The following is a 16012-nucleotide window of genomic DNA, read 5'->3' as shown; positions in this document are numbered from 1 at the left end:
CGTTTTGAGTGATTGTATGACTAATAACCAGTTAGTACTTTCTGGCGTGGTGTGTAAAACACCTAAATTTAGTCAAAGCCCAGCCGGTATTCCACACTGCATTTTTGTATTGGAACATCGGTCGCAACAGGTTGAAGCCGGACTAAACCGTAATAGTTATGTTCGAATGCAAGTTGTCGCAAGTGGCGAAGCAATACAACATCATGCTCAAGACATACAGATTGGGTCACAAGTGACAGTGTATGGTTTTTTAAACCGTCATGAAGGCCGTAACGGCTTGAGTCAATTGGTATTACATGCCCATCAAATAGAAAGAATTATTTTAGGAGATTTATCTCATGGCACGTTACTTCAGACGTCGTAAGTTTTGCCGCTTTAAAGCGGAAGGCGTACAAAAAATTGATTATAAAGATCTAGCTACTCTTAGAAACTATGTTACAGAAAGTGGCAAAATCGTACCTAGCCGTATCACAGGTACTAGCGCAAAATATCAGCGTCAATTAGCAGCAGCAATCAAACGCGCTCGCTATTTAGCCCTTCTTCCATACACTGACTTACATAAGTAAGCAGCGGATTAACTGTTTTTAAAAGGTGTAGAAACATGCAAGTTATTCTACTAGACAAGATCGCTAACCTAGGTAGCCTAGGTGATCAAGTAGCAGTAAAATCAGGTTACGCGCGTAACTTCCTTTTTCCAAAAGGTAAAGCCGTTCCTGCAACAGCTGCTAATGTTGAATCTTTCGATGCACGTCGTGCAGATTTAGAAGCTAAAGTTGCTGAAACTTTAGCTGCTGCTCACGTTCGCGCTGAAAAATTAACTGCACTAGCTGAAGTTACTTTAGTATCTAAAGCTGGCGACGAAGGTAAATTATTCGGTTCTATCGGTACTCGCGATATTGCTGATGCTATCTCTGCAGTTGGTATTGAAGTTGCTAAATCTGAAGTTCGTTTACCAAACGGTACAATCCGTGAAGTAGGTGAATTTGAAGTTGCAATTCAAGTACATTCAGATGTGACTGCTACTATCACAGTAGTTGTTATCGCTGAAGCTTAATCAATTATTTAATTGATTAAAAAAAACCGCGCTTAGGCGCGGTTTTTGTTTTTTAAACTTTACAGTTTTTCAACTTAAGTTCAATTTATCTACATTTAGTATTACATTTCAACCTACCAGTGCCCACCTCGCTTACCTTAATCAGGTCCTTAGGCTAGAAGAATTAAGCATATTCAAAAAAAACATGGGTGATTAAAAAATGTTCTAGAGTTTTCCTGCTTATTTTATTGTTCAGCTTTACTGCTTAGCACTTTCTTCGGTAATATTCATGCTACAAATGACATCGCTGTCATTCACATTTTTTTACATTACTCAGGGTATTACATTGAAAGAGTTACGTTCACAATTTGGTTTTACACTCATAGAAATGATGATTACAGTGAGTATTATTGGCATTTTAAGTGCAATTGCACTGCCTGCTTATTCTGAGCACATAAAAAAAGCACGCCGTGCTGATGCTCAGCAAATATTATTGCAAAATGCTGCGTTATTGGAGCGCCAGTACTCTCGCCAAGGTCAATATCCCGCAGCATTCAATGTTACGCCACTTGATTTTTATGGTTTTACTTATAACAAAGTTTCAGATAGCGCCTTTACCCTTACTGCTACACCGACGGGCGATCAAACTGCAGATAGTTGCGGTAGCATGACAATCAACCATCAAGGTGTAAAAACAGCGGCCATCGCGAGTTGTTGGAAATGATAAGGCGAGCCAGAGGCTTTACATTACTTGAACTCATGGTGGTGGTTAGCATCATCGCGATTTTAGCGTTAATCGCTTTGCCTAATTTTTATCAGCAAATTAAGCAAGACCGCTTAGTCACTAATGCCAATCAATTACACAGTGTGTATAAATACGCCCGAGCCGAAGCGGTGAAGCGGGAAAAACCGATAAAGCTCACTGTTTCAGAGGGGGGAAAGTGGCAAGTAAAAACGACCGTTGCCCCAATCGAGATGTTGGCTGAGTTTGAATCGGCGCACAGCACTGTGTCTATTACAGGGTTGCAGGATTTAACCATCACTCAATACGGCAGCACGTTAGCTAAACAATTTATTGTCACCGATGGTGATTCATCTACACAAGATTATTTGCTATGCACCTATGTCAGCGGTCAAAGTATGTTAAGTAAGGAAGTCGCATGCCCATAAAATTAGCAAAAACACAGCAAGGGTTTAGTTTACTTGAAGTAGTGATTGCCATGTTAGTGGCAAGCATTGCGTTGTTAGGCCTAGCTTCAGGGCAAGCCAAATCACTGCAATTTGCTTCAAATAGCCTCGATTATACGGTGTCGATTATACAAGCGAACAATGCTGTTGAACGAGTGTGGGCTAATTTGTGTGGTTTACAACATGGCACAGTGGCTTATGATGCTGGTTTTAATGCTGTTCTTACGCCTGCTTTGGCGCGTTATACCTTAACAGTCACTCCAGCTCCGGCAGCCGCTGCTGCATTTACAAATAACTTGACCGTTAAAGTAAGTTGGAACGATGACAGAATGAATGATGGTCTTGCAAACGAAGTAACGCTGAGCCCTGAATACCCAAATTTAAATGCGGGGTGCAGTTTATAATGCGCTTTGTTCATCAAACCCAGCACGGCTATACGCTTATAGAGTTAATGGTAGCGCTTGCTGCCAGCATGTTTTTACTCAGCGGTGTATCAATGGCTTTTGTATCAATCAAAAGCACCATTAGCAGCACAGAAGCACTTGAAAATTCACAAGAGGTGATACGTTCAACCGCAGATGTAATGACGCGAGCGCTTAAACAAACGCTTGCTCCTCCAACAATTAGTACAACTAATATCGCCAATGACACCATTACGATAGTGCAAGATGCTAATACTATTAACTGCTTAGGCCAGCTTTCTGCTGTTGCTTATACCGAAGCTTATACTTTTGTAGCACCAAACTTGATGTGTGCTATTGATGGTGGAGTTAATCAAACCTTACTCACAGGAGTTGAAGCAATTTCATTTATGCTAAACGGCTTACTTGTGACAACAACAGTAAAACCTATTGGTTTACCTGATTATTTGGGTAATGGCCTCGCTATCGATACCTCTTTGACCGCTGATATTTTAAATTAAGGCCAATACGATGAAACAAATGAAAAAACAGCAAGGTTTCACCATAGTCGTGGTTTTACTGTTAAGTATGATGGCAAGTGTGGTGGTGATTAGCTCCCTTAAAGATACCACGATGCAAGAGCGCCTAAGTGGTAACTTTGAAAAACAAACTAATGCGCGTTTAGCTGCTGAATCAGGTTTATTTTCGACTCATAGTCAGCTGCAAGCCGAGTTGGCAAGAGTGCCGACTTCAACTCTTACACAGCTTATTGCAAGTAAAGGCGAAGGCGGTAAATTTACCTACCAAGCGACCAATAAGCTCGAAGGCATGCTCGCCAATATTGAATTATCACAAACCACTGATGGTTTACTCAGTGTGGCCAGTGGCGGAGAGCGCTATGAAGGCGAAAAGCAGTTAAGAGCGTTGTATGAGTTAGTGCCTGGCAAAGGGCAATCTTTGAAGTCACCTTATCATGATGGTTTAATCGGTTGTGAAGGTGTTACCTTAACAGGAAGTGGTAAAGCCGATAGTTATGATTCAAATTTAGGTGATTATGGTGCTAGTTATGTTCAAAATGGTGCAACGCTGATTAACAAAGGTGACATTGTTACAGTCCGAACTTTAACTGGGGGAAGTAAAGTTATTGTTAGAGGTTCGGCAGTTATTGCAGGCGACTTAATTACTCCCGGCCAAATTGAGTTTAATGGCGGTGCTGTTGTAACAGGGTCTGTTCATACAAATGGGCATTTTAATAATTCAAACAATATCGAAATTGGCGGTGATTTAATTGCCTATGAGTATATTTTTAAGAAAAATAATCGTGTTGGTGGCTCGATAAAATCCAATGGGTATATTGAACTACTCAATATGTCAGTTGGAGGAGATATTACAACTAAAAGTAAAATTAGTCTTACAGGCGTCAGTCCTATAGACGGAAGTGTGCTTGCTGGAGGTAATTTATACATTAAAGCCTCGCACGTTACTGGGACGGTTTCTACCCATGGAAACCTTACTTTTGAATCTGGTAATTTAGGAGCAACAAAAGTTAAAGGTGATGTAGTCGTAAGTAGTTGGGATGGAAATAAAGTTTTTACTAATGATAGCTTTCGTTACATGGGGAATCTTCAATCAAACAGCAGCACCGAACGTTTTAAGGTAGCTCCATTTAAAACGAATTTTGTATCGATACCCGAAGCTGAAATTATAGCAAAGTTACCTGAAGATGATGGGTTACTCGATCCTAACAATCCGCAAGATAGAACGTGCGATCCTTTAAATATAAAAACAGAGATCGAAGCTGTTGATATAAAGGCGATTAATGTAAAAGATTTATTTGTTCATAGTAATTCAACCTATTCATTTGGTGAATCAACCAGTTTATTTACAAATAGTAATGGTAGTAATAGCAGTGCTGTAAAGACCTTGGCAGCTACTAAAAGTACATTCTTGGGAAACTCTTATAATATTTTAATGTTCGATAATTTGGATATTAAAGGAACATTAAAAATAGCAGAGGATAGTGATGTCGTTATTTATGTAAAAGGAAACTTAACGATGTCAGGTAGCTCCAGCCTAACTATTCCTGATACAAGCAGTCTAACGCTAATTATGAAAGGAGCGCTTAATATTGGTGCAGGGGCGCAAATATACACACCAGCAAAAGGGTTAACAGATAAAGGATTGCCTCGGTTCAGTATTTACAGCTCTTATAGTGGAACTGGTATAAAAATAACAGGTGGTACTGAAGAAATATATGCCGTTGTTTATGCGCCTTTAACCGATGTTGTAATCGCTTCTAGTTCAGATTTTAAAGGAGCATTAGTCGGTAAAAAGGTCGCCATTACAGGTGCCGGAGCATTCCATTATGATTCAGCCCTAAAAAATGCAAAAGTAGGAAACGATAATAGTAAAGCGACAACACCACAGCTTATTTTCAAAGGTTGGCGTTATCATGCTGAGCCAGATAGAGAGTAACTTATATAGTTCGAGGCAAATATATTAAACAAGTAATGAGCGGCGCATGATGCGCCGTTTGTGCATCTGGAACCTAGATTTATGTTATTTAAGATTGATTCTATTTTATAGCTGAAGCGCTTTTTTTAATGTTATTAATAGCCGTTTATAAAAATATCAGATTAATTTCTTTTCATTTAAACCTTTTCATTTTCCAGTGGCGTCTAATAGAGTATTACAAAATTAATTCAGTATTGAGATACGGATGTTGATTGATGCAAAACAGCCTTTTGCCAATGACATTGAGGTAAGCAACCTTGATGATGAAGGGCGATTGATAATGCAAACCCAACAAGGGTGTCAAACCGCCTTTTCTAGCTTGTATCAACTGCATCATAAAAAAGTCTATGGTTTGTGCTTACGTTTAACTGCCAACGAGGCCTTTGCCCAAGAAGCAACTCAAGAAGTGTTTGTGCAGTTATGGCAAAAAATCTCAAGCTTTGATGGCAGTGCTAAATTTTCGACTTGGTTACACAGCGTGACCGTAAATATCACCATTAGCTACATGCGTAAGCAAATAAGCTGGCTACAAAGAGTGGTCAGCTTTGAAACCGAAGGTATGCCCGAGCAAGCCATTGAGCAATGCCATGGTATTGAAGGATTAGACAAGCTCATTTTACGCTTACCCGAACGAGCACGTTTAGTATTTGTATTACATGCCGTAGAAGGCTATCGCCATGACGAAATTGGTCACATGCTCAACATGGCGGTTGGGTCGAGTAAATCGCAATATCACCGAGCAAGAAACTTATTACAGGAGTGGTATCAAAATGAACAAACCGAATGATTTTGACACCTATTTGGCACAATCGTTAGTTGATTTAAATTCTGAGATTAGCCCTCAAAAAGACTTATGGCCGGGGATTGAAAAGGCGATGGAGTTTTCTGCAGTTAAAAAATCGACGCCACCTATAACGTTTCGTTATTTTTCAGTGGCTGCAGGGGTGGTTGTTATTGCGCTGCTGGTTAATATTGGTATGAAAGTACAAACAGTGCCTAGTGCCATTACCCTGATGAGCCAGTTGTATGAAGCTGAAAAATCGGCATTATTAGTACAATTTGAAAATAAACCAGCACTCACAGACGATTGGCAAGCGCAGTTGGCAGAACTTGAAAATGCTGAAAGTGCGGTAAAAGCGGCGTTAAAAAACGATCCGCAAAATCCAACCTTGCTCAAAATGTTGTCGCAAGTTTACCAACAGCAATTAGATTTAATTAATCGTGTTCACCAGCCTAAATGGCAACAAATTTAAAGGTAGGATCATGAAACTCTATTTAGTATTTGCTTTGTTTTCTGGTTGTATTTTAGCGGGTGAGCAAATTGATCGCACCGTCGATGTGAGCAGCAGTGAACAAATTAAAATTGAAAATCAAGATGGCAACATTGAAATCAAAGCATGGGATAAACGTGCCTTTTCAATAAAAGGCGAACTAGATGACAGAGCTCTAGGTTATGAACTTGAGCAACAATCTGGCCAAACACATTTTAGAGTGAATATGCCAAAATCGGGTAAATATTCAAAGCAGCAGGGTTCTAACTTGGTTATATATGTACCATCACAAAGCCTAATTCGTTTTAACGGCATCAATGTCAACGTGACTATTAGTGAAGTACAAGGAAGCAGCCGGATTGAAACCATTAATGGCAACATACAAGCCAACGATTTAGCAGGAGAGATTCGTCTTGAAACAGTGAATGGCAATATTGAGGGCCAAAAACTCAATGGTGATATTCGTTATCGCACTGTTAATGGTGATATTGATGATATGGATTCACAAGGTGAGCTGCGTTTTGATAGCGTTAATGGCGAAATTAAAACACAAAGCCAAGCTCGCTCGCTAAAAGCTGAAAATGTGAATGGTGAAATGGATCTAGCCTTGCAGCAAGTCGAACGAGTCAGTATTAATACAGTCAATGGTGATATTATCCTTGAAGTGCATGAGTTAATGCCAAGGGCGCGTATTGCGGTTGAAACCGTCAGTGGTTCAGCCATCCTTACTTTACCCAGTGATATCTCCGCTAAAATAGACCTTGACGCTCATGCTGGTGGTCGGATTAAAAATGCATTTAATGACGTGGCTGTGAAAAAAGCCAAATATGGCCCATCAAGTAGCCTGACGATTGAGCAGGCGGGCGGTGATAGTAAAATAGAACTCGATACGATTAGCGGGCACTTAACTTTAAAAAAACGCTAAGAGTTCAGGCTTTGCCTTCTAGTGTCACTTTAAGTCAGGGTGACACTAAAACTTTTCACTTTTGTACTTGCAGCATCCTTCATAGCCGATAGAATAACGCCATTGTTAGTGTTACTAGAAATGTCATGGCCAAACCAGATAAACAAGTCGATACCATTAAAATGGCGCCTCACTCAATTGAGGCTGAGCAGTCAGTATTAGGCGGCTTAATGCTTGATAACGAGGCGTGGGATCGTGTTGCTGAACGCGTTGTTTCGCAAGATTTTTATACTCGAACACATCGCTTTATCTTTGAAGCTATGGAAAAGTTGGCCGAGCAAGGTCAACCACTCGATTTAATTACCATTTCAGAAACACTCGAGAAAAATAATCAGCTAGAAGGTATCGGTGGTTTTTCGTATTTAGGTGAAATTGCTAAAAATACCCCAAGTGCGGCAAATATTAATGCTTATGCTGATATTGTACGTGAACGTGCAGTTGTACGAGAGATGATCTCGGTTGCCAATGAAATTGCCGAGGCGGGATTTAACCCCGAAGGCCGTGCCAGCCATGAATTGCTTGATCTAGCTGAAAGTAAAGTATTTAAAATTGCTGAAAAAAGAACAAAAAGTTCTGAAGGCCCTCAAAACATTCATACCATTTTAGAAAAAACCATTGATAAGATTGAGGCTTTATATCAATCGCCACAAGATGGTATTACTGGTGTGAGCTCAGGTTACAGCGATTTAGATAAAATGACAGCTGGTTTACAGCCTTCAGACTTAATTATTGTGGCAGCGCGTCCGTCAATGGGTAAAACCACCTTTGCAATGAATTTGGCCGAACATGCCGCTATGACGCAAGATAAGCCTGTGGTTATTTTTTCACTAGAGATGCCGTCAGAACAAATCATGATGCGTATGTTGGCCTCTTTAGGGCGAATTAATCAAACCAAGGTACGTACTGGTCAGTTAGATGATGATGATTGGGCGCGTTTATCTTCGACCATGGGTTTGTTAATTGAAAAAGGTAAAATGTTTGTTGATGATTCATCAGGCTTAACGCCGACTGAGTTGCGCTCTCGCGCCCGTCGTATTGCCCGCGATCATGGTGGTATTAGTATGATCATGGTCGATTATCTCCAGTTAATGCGCGTTCCTAGCTTATCGGATAATCGTACGCTTGAAATTGCCGAAATATCTCGCTCTCTCAAGGCGTTGGCTAAAGAGCTTGAATGCCCTGTGGTGGCGCTTTCACAGCTTAACCGAACACTTGAGCAACGTGCTGATAAACGACCAATTAACTCCGACTTACGTGAATCAGGGTCTATCGAGCAGGATGCCGATTTGATCATGTTTATTTATCGTGATGAAGTGTATAACGAAGACAGTATGGATAAAGGTGTAGCAGAAATTATCATAGGCAAGCAGCGTAACGGGCCAATTGGTAAAGTACGTTTAACGTTCCAAGGTCAATTTTCACGCTTTGATAATTATACAGGCCCAGCTTTTGATGATGAGTACTAAAAATGCGTTTAGCCACCGCTGAAATAAATCTTCCAGCGTTAGATCATAACTTTAAGCGGGTAAAAGAGTTTGCCCCCGCTAGCCAAATTATGGCAGTGTTAAAAGCCAATGCGTATGGCCACGGTTTAGTGGCAATTGCTAAGCGTTTAAGCTCGGCTGACGCCTTTGCCGTCGCGCGTATTGATGAAGCCTTAGCACTACGTGCTGGTGGCTTGGTCAAACCCATTGTATTGCTTGAAGGTTTTTTTGAACCGCAAGATTTACCGATTTTATTAGCGAATAATTTTCAAACCATTATCCATCATCAGTCACAACTTGATGTACTGATTAATTGCGACCTTGATGGCATGCTTACGACATGGTTAAAAATTGATACTGGTATGCATCGTTTAGGGATAAGCCCAGAGCAGTTCTCCCAAGCATATCAAACGTTAAGTCAATGCGAGCATGTTAATCCTAACATTCGTTTAATGACTCATTTTGCCTGTGCTGATGATTTAACTGATAGTAAAACGCAACAGCAACTCGCGGTGTTTTCTGAGCTAATTGCGGATAAAAAGCAGCAAACATGTTTAGCTAATTCCGCGGCTATTATTGGTTGGCCAGATTCTCATGGTGATTGGGTACGCCCTGGTTTAATGATGTATGGCGTCTCGCCAATGCTTAATAAAATAGGGGCTGATCATGGTTTAGCCCCTGTGATGCGCTTAAAAACGCGTTTAATCTCTTTACGGTTAGTTAAAAAAGGTGAAGCTGTCGGATATGGTTCTACCTGGACATGCCCAACCGATACCATTATTGGAGTAGTTGCTATGGGTTATGGTGATGGATACCCAAGACATGCACCAAGTGGTACGCCAGTTATTGTTAATGGCAAAAAAGTGCCATTAGTAGGGCGAGTCTCGATGGATATGATCACCGTTGATTTGGGGTTAGGCACTGATGCAAAAATTGGTGACCAAGTTATTTTGTGGGGCCCTGAATTACCTGTAGAGGTGGTGGCGCAGTGTGCTGAAACCATCCCTTATGAGTTATTATGTAATATAACGCCAAGGGTCGATTACCAGTATGTTGAGTAAAAAATTAAATAATAAATAGTTGTATTAGTTGCAGCTATTTACAACTTTAATTGACCTTGTAATGTAGCAACAATTTTTCTGCTGGTTGCTCGATCCCGATGCTCACCCAGTGTGATCCCCTGCCAAGTCCCAAGCTGTAATTTACCATCACGAATGGGTACGCTAATGCTAGCACCTAAAATACTGGCTTTGATATGAGCAGGCATGTCATCGTCACCTTCGTAATCATGGCGATAATAACTCGCTTGTTCCGGCACGAAATAATTAAAATGGCTTTCGAGATCTTGTCTTACAGTTGGATCTGCGTTCTCATTAATGGTTAAACTTGCTGAGGTATGTTGAATAAAAAAATGGGCTAAACCAATATCAATGTCAGAGAGTTCAGGCAGTTTGGAAATGAGTTCATCTGTAATCAAATGAAAGCCTCGCTGACGAGGCTTCAATGTAATAATGCGTTCGAACCAACTCATATTTTATCGAAACAAACCTCAATGTTAGCGTTGCCTGCATCAGAGGTGAACGGGATCAATACTTTTGGGCCGTCACACTTGTGAGTAATAGTATGGTTAGTGCCAGAAACAACAATTGGGGTTGCCATATTAAACTCGTAACCTTTTTCACCTAATAAGTTTTTAGCACCACCGGTGACCATGTTGGTAATTTCACCCACCATGTCAGTGACTTCTTCGTTAATGCTATTAGGGCGTTCACCAAGCATACGTTCCATAATGGTTAATGCTAATCCTTCATCAAAAGTAATGGAGAAAGAGCCACGAGTTTGAGGACCTACCATACCGATGAGTCCCGATACATCACCTTGTGCAACCTCACCTTTTTTCTTTTGAGGTTTACCCGGTTTTAATTGTGTTTGTGCCATGGTGCTTAACACATTCATGAGTGAGGCTAAAAAAGGGTTTATGAATTCTACGTTCATTATTACATCCAATTCTGATTAGATTGAGACAAGGTACTTAGTTTATTCTTAACTCAAAGTGCCTGTTTTACAACTAAAAATAACTAACTTATTGTGCTAAGCATTTTTTACACGTGCCATGTGCTTCAATTGTTTGTGCTATCACAGTAAATCCAAAATCAGCTGCTTTATTATTTAGCTCGTGCGAAATCACGGTAGAGTGGAGCTCTTCTACATGGCCACACTTATCGCAAATTAATAACTGTACAGGGTGAATATGGTCAAAATGGTGGCAAAGCATAAATGCATTAGTGCTTTCAATTTTATGAATAAAACCCATATCAGCTAAAAAATCCAACGCTCTATAAATAGTAGCAGGTTTTGCATTTGGTTCCGTGACTTTTAACTGTTCTAACAAATCATAAGCCCCAATACCACCTTTTGTTTGGGCTAAGAGCCGAAAAACTTTTTCTCTGATAGTGGTGAAACGAGTACCTTTATTGTCACAGACTTGTTTTGCTTTATTAATTAAGCTTTCGATTGGCATAATTACATATCCTTTAACTAAGGAATTCATATTAACATAGAATTTTTATTAGTCTTGTATTGCGCTTGATTTATTAAAAACTCTGACCATCTGAGAATATAAATTGAGCAGCGTTGCAATTTTTAGTATTATCTCGCGCCTTAATTTATTGTGAGGTCTGCTGTGAATAGACGCTTTTCTGTGGCTCCAATGTTAGATTGGACTGATAAGCTCGTTTTTAAAGGCTTGTAGTGGGTTGTGGGGCTTTATGGGGGCCTTTAATAGTTTGATAGTAAAAAAGGGGCCCCGCGTGGGGCCTTTTTGTTTTTTGGGGATCTGGTATGTCGTGCGGCTTGATATGCCAATTGGTATGCGTGCAATGTTATGGATAATGGAAGGATTGAGTATACTAAGTAATATTTTAGGTGTTTTGAGTTGTAGTATCGAGATTGAAAAGGTTCATGCATTAGTTAAAACTGAATTAACAGAATGAGTTTAGCCGCTAGATTAATATTTAGCGGCTTGGATTGTGTTCCATTCTTCTTTTGCGGCTTGATGCTGCTTGTCAATATATGCCGCCAAATCTTCAACTTTTACCAATGTTGGTGAACGTTCTGAATTGCGTAGTTTAAATGTCGGCACTGGCAGCGCGTGAGCCTTTGCCTTTTGATTTGCCGTTTCTGGCGTGATGCCGAAATAGTATAAGCAAATTTCTTTTAATTCTAATTCTGATCTGCCGTAGCGGGCTAATAATGCGAATTTTGTGTTCATGATATACTCACTCTAATTTATTGCTGTTCGGTTTCTTGCTTAACTGGTTTGGCGGTTTTGGTGAGTGCAAACCAGTTTTTGTATCTGCGTTTTACTGTTTTCTTCATGTAGCTCGTTGCCTTTCTCTGTATAGCAAAGCCAGCTTAATACTCGTAAACATCATGCTTTATGCAAATATCATGAATTTCAGGTATTGCAATAAAGCTATAAAGTTCATTTTCAAAAACCAGTCTTTGTCTTATGTATCTTTGGCCTTTCTTTATCTTGTAATTTTGCCTTTTTGCTTTAGCTATAATTCTTAATTCAGCAATTGAGTGTCCATAACCATTAACACCTCGATTTAATAACCATTCACAAGCTTGGCAATCATAATCTTTTGCCGCTACTTGCTCGCTTTCAGATAAAAGTTTAGGCATAGCTAACCGCCTTTCTAAAGTTAATTAACGCATCCTTAAATGCTGCGCACACGTCATTTGGTTCGTAACTAGCCAGTTCTTTAATTTGATAAATTAAGTTTTGTGTAGGTGTCATACCATCACCTCGCTTTCAACAGGTTGCCATTCGCAATTGATGCACAGCACGATGTCGTTGTCTTGGTCGTAGATTTCACCATTTTTGACTGTGACAATATCAAATTCGGTTTCGTCTTTTGCGCGTACGCGGTAAGTGCCGTCGGCTTTTGGGCCAGTGCTGTAAAGCTGCCAGTTGCTGCTTGTTGCTACTTCCTTATTGGTTAAGCTTGATATCCATTCTCTAAGTTCAATCATTTTCCAGCAATAAGTCATACTAATAACGTAAGTGTATAGTTTTGGGTAATCGTGCTGCTTTCTTGCAATAAATGCTTCTGCATCAGCTTCAGTGAAGTGCGAATTAACAGTGACCTCGATTTCTTGCATGTGAAGTTTTTTAAGGTCATCAGGTAAATCAGACCAATCAGGGTCAAAGTGATCATTAAAGCACTCAACGAAGTCGATCTCTTTGCAGTCAAGGAATCTTGTTTCTTCATGTTCACTCCAAAACGAACTAGACCACTGCTCATGATTTTCGAAAATGTATTCAGCCAACTCGCTGTAATCTTCACTATTTTCTGAGTGGTACAACGTTTGCCCATCATCATCTAAAATTTCCCAATGAGACTCGTTATACCCTTCCTCTGTAATTAGTGATTTTTTATAACGAACTTCGAAAAGAGGGTGAGCAGTTAATCTGTTTCCTTGCGTATTCAACTGTTCGGACATTTCAATTAAAAATGCAGGTATTTCGGCGGTAGTCGTTGTTCCCATCATTAACATCCTTTTAAAAGTTGGTCGAGTTCGCGTTCTAATGCGCGTTCTTCTCGTGCGAGTTTGAGTGCGTCGAGTTTGTTTTCGAGCAAGCGCCTCATTGTGCGTTTTGGCTGGCTTGGTGTTGCAAGCGTTGGTTGTTCGGTTGGTTCGACATCAAAGTCGGTGATGTCTAAATTTGTTTTTGCCTTTACTTGGCTTGGTGTTGCAATGGCCTGCGTTGCAGTTGTGTTTTTAGTTACGGTTTGCGTTGGTTTGCTGCGCAGTAGTGGCGAACCTTTGCGGTACGCTTTGCGGGTGCAGCCGCAACCGGCTATTTTGCCAATGCTGTTTTTTATTACTTCGCGCTCGTTGCCGCAAATGCAACGGCAGTGGTAAAAATGTTGGCCGTTGGCTGATTTTTTATCGAGCATTGCCAGTACTTTTAAGTTGTTGTACTGCTGGCCGATGATGATTTCTACTTTTGCTTTTCTCATGCTGCTTGGTCCTTCAAAGGTGTTGCTTCTATTGGTTTTAAGCCTAATTCGATGCGTTGATTGTTGTATGACTCAACGAACTGCACGGCAAAGTGGTAATCGGTCTGATTTGGTTCGTCGCGGCCCATACACCAGGCACGTTGCTGTGCAGTTTCGTTAATCATGGTTATGCCTTTTTGCCGTTGATTGTGACTTCTTTTTCCATATCAACTACAAATATTCGGTATTTGCTCTGCCCGTTGATCGTTATGTTTTGCATGGTGTTAACAGGGAATTTCATTTCCATGACTTGCAAAAAGTCGCTGGTGATGTCTTTTTGATTGTTGCCAACAGCTATACCGTTGCCGTTATGTAAACCCCAATAAATTCGGCTTGATAGGGGCGAGTACAATAAGCCTGTTTTATTTGCCATGCGTTAAAGTCCCTATTTCGCTAGTTGCTGGTAAATGGCGCTGACGTATTTTGCTTGGTGAATGGCGTCATCGAGTGCGTTGTGGGTTGTGCCTAAAAATGGCATGTGCTTTTTAGGGTCAAAGCCTTTTAAGGTTTTGCCAAGTTCAACTACGGTGCGTACGTCGCGGTCGTTCCAGTACACCCACGGCTTTTGATAGCCTGCAGCTTTGTACGCGTTGCTTAAAATAACGTTATCGAAACTGGCGCCATTGCCCCATACAATTCGGCTATTAGTGCGCTCTATTTGGCTAATCCATTGGCTGAATTCTCCCAGTGCACTTGGTAGGTCGAGCGTGTCGTTACTGGTAATTTCTGCGCGGGCTGCATCGCTTTGTTTTAACCACCAAATTACGGTGCTTGGGTCGATGTTGCCGAATTTTGCTGCGCTTTCTAAATCGACTTTTTGATAAAAGCTGGCGCCAATAGTGCCTGTGGCGGGCTCAAAAAATACCGCACCAATGGCAACGATTGCTGCGTTACTGCCTTGGCCCATTGTTTCTAGGTCGAGCATTACGTGGTTCATGGTTGTTCCTTACATACAATTCAAAAGTTGTGGGTGTTGCAGGCCGATTGGCGCAAACGGGATGTCGTCGTCAAAGCTGGTTGGTTGGCCGTATGTGTTCATTGGGCTGCCGCCTGCTTGCTGTTGCGGTGCGTGTTGCGCGGGCGCTTGGTGGGCGCTATGTTGCACACCTCGGCCTGTGCCTGTGTTGGTTGCACTGCCGTGGCTAACAACGTTGCGTTGTGTTGGCGCGTGCTGCTGTGGTGCATTTTGCTGTGGTGCATGCGATTGCTGTGCGGCTTGTGCGTGGTGTGGGGCTTGCTCTGGTCGAGCGCCTAGCATTTGCATTGCGCCTGTAAAGCTGTCGACCACGATTTCGGTGGTGTACTTTTCAATGCCGTGTTTGTCGGTCCACTTGCGAGTTTGTAGCTTGCCTTCAACATAGATTTGGCTGCCTTTACGGACGTATTCACCGACGATTTCGGCTAACTTGCCAAAAAATACCACGCGGTGCCATTCGGTTTTTTCAACCGCTTGACCGGTGTTTTTGTCTTTGTAGCTTTCGGCTGTGGCTAGGCTAATGTTTGCGACTGCATCGCCATTTGGTGTGTAGCGTATGTCTGGGTCTTGGCCTAGGTTGCCAACTAAAATTACTTTGTTTACTCCACGAGCCATGATTATGCTGCCTCTTGTTGGTTGGTGCGTTGGTAAAGTGTGAGGTTTAGCGCTTCGTCGAGTACGCGCTGTATTTTTTGCTCTGTGCTGCGCTCGGTGAGTTGATAGCTAAACGTTAAAACGGTTTTAACGGCCTGCACGGTGACAACCACGTTGACGCCATCGGGCAGTTCGAATAAATGAATTTGTGCCAGTTGGCCCACTTGGTTTTGATTACTTAACTCGCGCAAGCACTCAATTGCTTGGTCGTAAGGATTAAGGTTGGTGCTGCTGATGTCGCAAACAGGCCATTGGCTAGTTAGACTTTGGTCTAATAGTGTGCTCATGGCTTACGCTCCCAAAATGACAGTGAGTGAGAGTACAACCAGTGCAACTGTGGCTGTTTTGCGTACTAAGCTTTTGAATTGTTTGCTTTGTTGCGTTTTTTGCGCGCGGGATGTGTTCCCTGTAAAAATCATAACGTCAATGTTGTTCATTACTAACCACCTTTGTTTGTG

At 41.3% G+C, this 16012-nt stretch carries 26 protein-coding genes; 13 read left to right on the top strand and 13 right to left on the bottom strand.

What is annotated here, in order from left to right:
• Nucleotides 1-16 precede the first annotated feature (16 nt).
• The 13 genes from priB (at nucleotide 17) to alr (ending at nucleotide 9916) form a co-directional block, all read left to right on the top strand.
• Entirely contained in the window at nucleotides 17-364 is a 348-nt protein-coding gene (gene priB, locus AC3KZC_RS14705; RefSeq protein ID WP_490576879.1) for a primosomal replication protein N, read from the top strand.
• Nucleotides 339-566, top strand: coding sequence for a 30S ribosomal protein S18 (rpsR, locus tag AC3KZC_RS14700; protein WP_009838217.1), 228 nt, complete (start codon nucleotides 339-341; stop codon nucleotides 564-566). Before priB ends, rpsR begins: the two co-directional genes overlap by 26 nt.
• A 35-nt stretch (nucleotides 567-601) precedes the next feature.
• Nucleotides 602-1054 carry a 50S ribosomal protein L9 gene (gene rplI, locus AC3KZC_RS14695; protein ID WP_490576880.1) on the top strand — a complete coding sequence of 151 codons (453 nt, stop codon included), beginning with the start codon at nucleotides 602-604 and terminating at the stop codon, nucleotides 1052-1054.
• Between the two features lie 268 nt (nucleotides 1055-1322).
• Nucleotides 1323-1757 carry a type IV pilin protein gene (locus tag AC3KZC_RS14690; RefSeq protein ID WP_490576881.1) on the top strand — a complete coding sequence of 145 codons (435 nt, stop codon included), beginning with the start codon at nucleotides 1323-1325 and terminating at the stop codon, nucleotides 1755-1757.
• Nucleotides 1754-2203 carry a pilus assembly FimT family protein gene (locus AC3KZC_RS14685; protein WP_490576882.1) on the top strand — a complete coding sequence of 150 codons (450 nt, stop codon included), beginning with the start codon at nucleotides 1754-1756 and terminating at the stop codon, nucleotides 2201-2203. The genes AC3KZC_RS14690 and AC3KZC_RS14685 overlap by 4 nt, the downstream gene beginning before the upstream one ends.
• Nucleotides 2194-2625 carry a type IV pilus modification PilV family protein gene (locus tag AC3KZC_RS14680; protein WP_490576883.1) on the top strand — a complete coding sequence of 144 codons (432 nt, stop codon included), beginning with the start codon at nucleotides 2194-2196 and terminating at the stop codon, nucleotides 2623-2625. Before AC3KZC_RS14685 ends, AC3KZC_RS14680 begins: the two co-directional genes overlap by 10 nt.
• Nucleotides 2625-3143 (top strand): PilW family protein, encoded by a 519-nt coding sequence (locus AC3KZC_RS14675; RefSeq protein ID WP_490576884.1) that lies wholly within the window; start codon nucleotides 2625-2627, stop codon nucleotides 3141-3143. The genes AC3KZC_RS14680 and AC3KZC_RS14675 overlap by 1 nt, the downstream gene beginning before the upstream one ends.
• Nucleotides 3144-3153: 10 nt before the next feature.
• Nucleotides 3154-5097: a pilus assembly PilX family protein gene (locus AC3KZC_RS14670; RefSeq protein ID WP_490576885.1), complete on the top strand. Its 1944-nt coding sequence runs from the start codon at nucleotides 3154-3156 to the stop codon at nucleotides 5095-5097.
• A gap of 244 nt (nucleotides 5098-5341) precedes the next feature.
• Nucleotides 5342-5923: an RNA polymerase sigma factor gene (locus AC3KZC_RS14665; protein WP_490576886.1), complete on the top strand. Its 582-nt coding sequence runs from the start codon at nucleotides 5342-5344 to the stop codon at nucleotides 5921-5923.
• Entirely contained in the window at nucleotides 5907-6389 is a 483-nt protein-coding gene (locus AC3KZC_RS14660; RefSeq protein ID WP_490576887.1) for a hypothetical protein, read from the top strand. The genes AC3KZC_RS14665 and AC3KZC_RS14660 overlap by 17 nt, the downstream gene beginning before the upstream one ends.
• 10 nt (nucleotides 6390-6399) lie before the next feature.
• Nucleotides 6400-7332: a DUF4097 family beta strand repeat-containing protein gene (locus AC3KZC_RS14655; RefSeq protein ID WP_490576888.1), complete on the top strand. Its 933-nt coding sequence runs from the start codon at nucleotides 6400-6402 to the stop codon at nucleotides 7330-7332.
• A gap of 125 nt (nucleotides 7333-7457) precedes the next feature.
• Complete coding sequence (gene dnaB, locus AC3KZC_RS14650; protein WP_009838227.1) at nucleotides 7458-8837, top strand: replicative DNA helicase; 1380 nt, start codon at nucleotides 7458-7460, stop codon at nucleotides 8835-8837.
• A gap of 2 nt (nucleotides 8838-8839) precedes the next feature.
• On the top strand, nucleotides 8840-9916 hold the full coding sequence (gene alr, locus AC3KZC_RS14645) for an alanine racemase (protein ID WP_490576889.1): 1077 nt from the start codon (nucleotides 8840-8842) through the stop codon (nucleotides 9914-9916).
• Nucleotides 9917-9954: 38 nt separating this feature from the next.
• Here the strand turns inward: alr and AC3KZC_RS14640 are convergent, their stop codons facing one another.
• The 13 genes from AC3KZC_RS14640 to AC3KZC_RS14580 form a co-directional block, all read right to left on the bottom strand.
• Nucleotides 9955-10386 carry a secondary thiamine-phosphate synthase enzyme YjbQ gene (locus AC3KZC_RS14640; RefSeq protein ID WP_490576890.1) on the bottom strand — a complete coding sequence of 144 codons (432 nt, stop codon included), beginning with the start codon at nucleotides 10384-10386 and terminating at the stop codon, nucleotides 9955-9957.
• Nucleotides 10383-10850 (bottom strand): chemotaxis protein CheX, encoded by a 468-nt coding sequence (locus tag AC3KZC_RS14635; protein ID WP_009838230.1) that lies wholly within the window; start codon nucleotides 10848-10850, stop codon nucleotides 10383-10385. The genes AC3KZC_RS14640 and AC3KZC_RS14635 overlap by 4 nt, the downstream gene beginning before the upstream one ends.
• 88 nt (nucleotides 10851-10938) lie before the next feature.
• Nucleotides 10939-11376: a transcriptional repressor gene (locus AC3KZC_RS14630; protein WP_490576891.1), complete on the bottom strand. Its 438-nt coding sequence runs from the start codon at nucleotides 11374-11376 to the stop codon at nucleotides 10939-10941.
• A gap of 486 nt (nucleotides 11377-11862) precedes the next feature.
• On the bottom strand, nucleotides 11863-12126 hold the full coding sequence (locus AC3KZC_RS14625; RefSeq protein ID WP_490576892.1) for a pyocin activator PrtN family protein: 264 nt from the start codon (nucleotides 12124-12126) through the stop codon (nucleotides 11863-11865).
• 143 nt (nucleotides 12127-12269) lie between these two features.
• Nucleotides 12270-12542, bottom strand: coding sequence for a hypothetical protein (locus AC3KZC_RS14620; RefSeq protein ID WP_490576893.1), 273 nt, complete (start codon nucleotides 12540-12542; stop codon nucleotides 12270-12272).
• The gene (locus tag AC3KZC_RS14615; protein ID WP_490576894.1) at nucleotides 12535-12657 is read right to left on the bottom strand and encodes a hypothetical protein; all 123 of its coding nucleotides are present in this window, start codon (nucleotides 12655-12657) and stop codon (nucleotides 12535-12537) included. Before AC3KZC_RS14615 ends, AC3KZC_RS14620 begins: the two co-directional genes overlap by 8 nt.
• Complete coding sequence (locus tag AC3KZC_RS14610; RefSeq protein WP_490576895.1) at nucleotides 12654-13412, bottom strand: ead/Ea22-like family protein; 759 nt, start codon at nucleotides 13410-13412, stop codon at nucleotides 12654-12656. Before AC3KZC_RS14610 ends, AC3KZC_RS14615 begins: the two co-directional genes overlap by 4 nt.
• A complete protein-coding gene (locus AC3KZC_RS14605) occupies nucleotides 13412-13885 on the bottom strand; it encodes a hypothetical protein (RefSeq protein WP_490576896.1) in 474 nt (157 codons plus the stop codon). Before AC3KZC_RS14605 ends, AC3KZC_RS14610 begins: the two co-directional genes overlap by 1 nt.
• Nucleotides 13882-14049 carry a hypothetical protein gene (locus AC3KZC_RS14600; RefSeq protein ID WP_490576897.1) on the bottom strand — a complete coding sequence of 56 codons (168 nt, stop codon included), beginning with the start codon at nucleotides 14047-14049 and terminating at the stop codon, nucleotides 13882-13884. The genes AC3KZC_RS14605 and AC3KZC_RS14600 overlap by 4 nt, the downstream gene beginning before the upstream one ends.
• A 2-nt stretch (nucleotides 14050-14051) precedes the next feature.
• Nucleotides 14052-14297, bottom strand: coding sequence for a DUF7446 family protein (locus tag AC3KZC_RS14595; protein WP_490576898.1), 246 nt, complete (start codon nucleotides 14295-14297; stop codon nucleotides 14052-14054).
• Between the two features lie 12 nt (nucleotides 14298-14309).
• Nucleotides 14310-14861: a 3'-5' exonuclease gene (locus AC3KZC_RS14590; RefSeq protein WP_490576899.1), complete on the bottom strand. Its 552-nt coding sequence runs from the start codon at nucleotides 14859-14861 to the stop codon at nucleotides 14310-14312.
• A gap of 9 nt (nucleotides 14862-14870) precedes the next feature.
• Complete coding sequence (ssb, locus tag AC3KZC_RS14585) at nucleotides 14871-15515, bottom strand: single-stranded DNA-binding protein (protein ID WP_490576900.1); 645 nt, start codon at nucleotides 15513-15515, stop codon at nucleotides 14871-14873.
• Between the two features lie 2 nt (nucleotides 15516-15517).
• Nucleotides 15518-15841 (bottom strand): hypothetical protein, encoded by a 324-nt coding sequence (locus tag AC3KZC_RS14580; protein ID WP_490576901.1) that lies wholly within the window; start codon nucleotides 15839-15841, stop codon nucleotides 15518-15520.
• Between the last annotated feature and the right edge of the window lie 171 nt (nucleotides 15842-16012).

Source organism: Pseudoalteromonas sp. J2K-J031 (assembly GCF_058197095.2).
Note: the sequence above shows the minus strand (reverse complement) of the source record. Positions and strands in the feature narration are given on the sequence as shown.

Excerpts from the sequence above, each read along its gene's own strand:
- priB (WP_490576879.1), top strand. The coding sequence starts at position 17 with ATGACTAATAACCAGTTAGTACTTTCTGGCGTGGTGTGTAAAACACCT.
- AC3KZC_RS14635 (WP_009838230.1), bottom strand. The coding sequence starts at position 10,850 with ATGAACGTAGAATTCATAAACCCTTTTTTAGCCTCACTCATGAATGTG.
- AC3KZC_RS14605 (WP_490576896.1), bottom strand. The coding sequence starts at position 13,885 with ATGAGAAAAGCAAAAGTAGAAATCATCATCGGCCAGCAGTACAACAAC.
- AC3KZC_RS14640 (WP_490576890.1), bottom strand. The coding sequence starts at position 10,386 with ATGAGTTGGTTCGAACGCATTATTACATTGAAGCCTCGTCAGCGAGGC.
- rplI (WP_490576880.1), top strand. The coding sequence starts at position 602 with ATGCAAGTTATTCTACTAGACAAGATCGCTAACCTAGGTAGCCTAGGT.
- AC3KZC_RS14660 (WP_490576887.1), top strand. The coding sequence starts at position 5,907 with ATGAACAAACCGAATGATTTTGACACCTATTTGGCACAATCGTTAGTT.
- AC3KZC_RS14655 (WP_490576888.1), top strand. The coding sequence starts at position 6,400 with ATGAAACTCTATTTAGTATTTGCTTTGTTTTCTGGTTGTATTTTAGCG.
- AC3KZC_RS14620 (WP_490576893.1), bottom strand. The coding sequence starts at position 12,542 with ATGCCTAAACTTTTATCTGAAAGCGAGCAAGTAGCGGCAAAAGATTAT.
- alr (WP_490576889.1), top strand. The coding sequence starts at position 8,840 with ATGCGTTTAGCCACCGCTGAAATAAATCTTCCAGCGTTAGATCATAAC.
- AC3KZC_RS14665 (WP_490576886.1), top strand. The coding sequence starts at position 5,342 with ATGTTGATTGATGCAAAACAGCCTTTTGCCAATGACATTGAGGTAAGC.
- AC3KZC_RS14675 (WP_490576884.1), top strand. The coding sequence starts at position 2,625 with ATGCGCTTTGTTCATCAAACCCAGCACGGCTATACGCTTATAGAGTTA.
- ssb (WP_490576900.1), bottom strand. The coding sequence starts at position 15,515 with ATGGCTCGTGGAGTAAACAAAGTAATTTTAGTTGGCAACCTAGGCCAA.
- AC3KZC_RS14615 (WP_490576894.1), bottom strand. The coding sequence starts at position 12,657 with ATGACACCTACACAAAACTTAATTTATCAAATTAAAGAACTGGCTAGT.
- AC3KZC_RS14630 (WP_490576891.1), bottom strand. The coding sequence starts at position 11,376 with ATGCCAATCGAAAGCTTAATTAATAAAGCAAAACAAGTCTGTGACAAT.
- AC3KZC_RS14690 (WP_490576881.1), top strand. The coding sequence starts at position 1,323 with ATGCTACAAATGACATCGCTGTCATTCACATTTTTTTACATTACTCAG.
- AC3KZC_RS14685 (WP_490576882.1), top strand. The coding sequence starts at position 1,754 with ATGATAAGGCGAGCCAGAGGCTTTACATTACTTGAACTCATGGTGGTG.
- AC3KZC_RS14680 (WP_490576883.1), top strand. The coding sequence starts at position 2,194 with ATGCCCATAAAATTAGCAAAAACACAGCAAGGGTTTAGTTTACTTGAA.
- AC3KZC_RS14600 (WP_490576897.1), bottom strand. The coding sequence starts at position 14,049 with ATGATTAACGAAACTGCACAGCAACGTGCCTGGTGTATGGGCCGCGAC.
- AC3KZC_RS14595 (WP_490576898.1), bottom strand. The coding sequence starts at position 14,297 with ATGGCAAATAAAACAGGCTTATTGTACTCGCCCCTATCAAGCCGAATT.
- AC3KZC_RS14590 (WP_490576899.1), bottom strand. The coding sequence starts at position 14,861 with ATGAACCACGTAATGCTCGACCTAGAAACAATGGGCCAAGGCAGTAAC.
- AC3KZC_RS14670 (WP_490576885.1), top strand. The coding sequence starts at position 3,154 with ATGAAACAAATGAAAAAACAGCAAGGTTTCACCATAGTCGTGGTTTTA.
- rpsR (WP_009838217.1), top strand. The coding sequence starts at position 339 with ATGGCACGTTACTTCAGACGTCGTAAGTTTTGCCGCTTTAAAGCGGAA.
- AC3KZC_RS14610 (WP_490576895.1), bottom strand. The coding sequence starts at position 13,412 with ATGATGGGAACAACGACTACCGCCGAAATACCTGCATTTTTAATTGAA.
- dnaB (WP_009838227.1), top strand. The coding sequence starts at position 7,458 with ATGGCCAAACCAGATAAACAAGTCGATACCATTAAAATGGCGCCTCAC.
- AC3KZC_RS14625 (WP_490576892.1), bottom strand. The coding sequence starts at position 12,126 with ATGAACACAAAATTCGCATTATTAGCCCGCTACGGCAGATCAGAATTA.
- AC3KZC_RS14580 (WP_490576901.1), bottom strand. The coding sequence starts at position 15,841 with ATGAGCACACTATTAGACCAAAGTCTAACTAGCCAATGGCCTGTTTGC.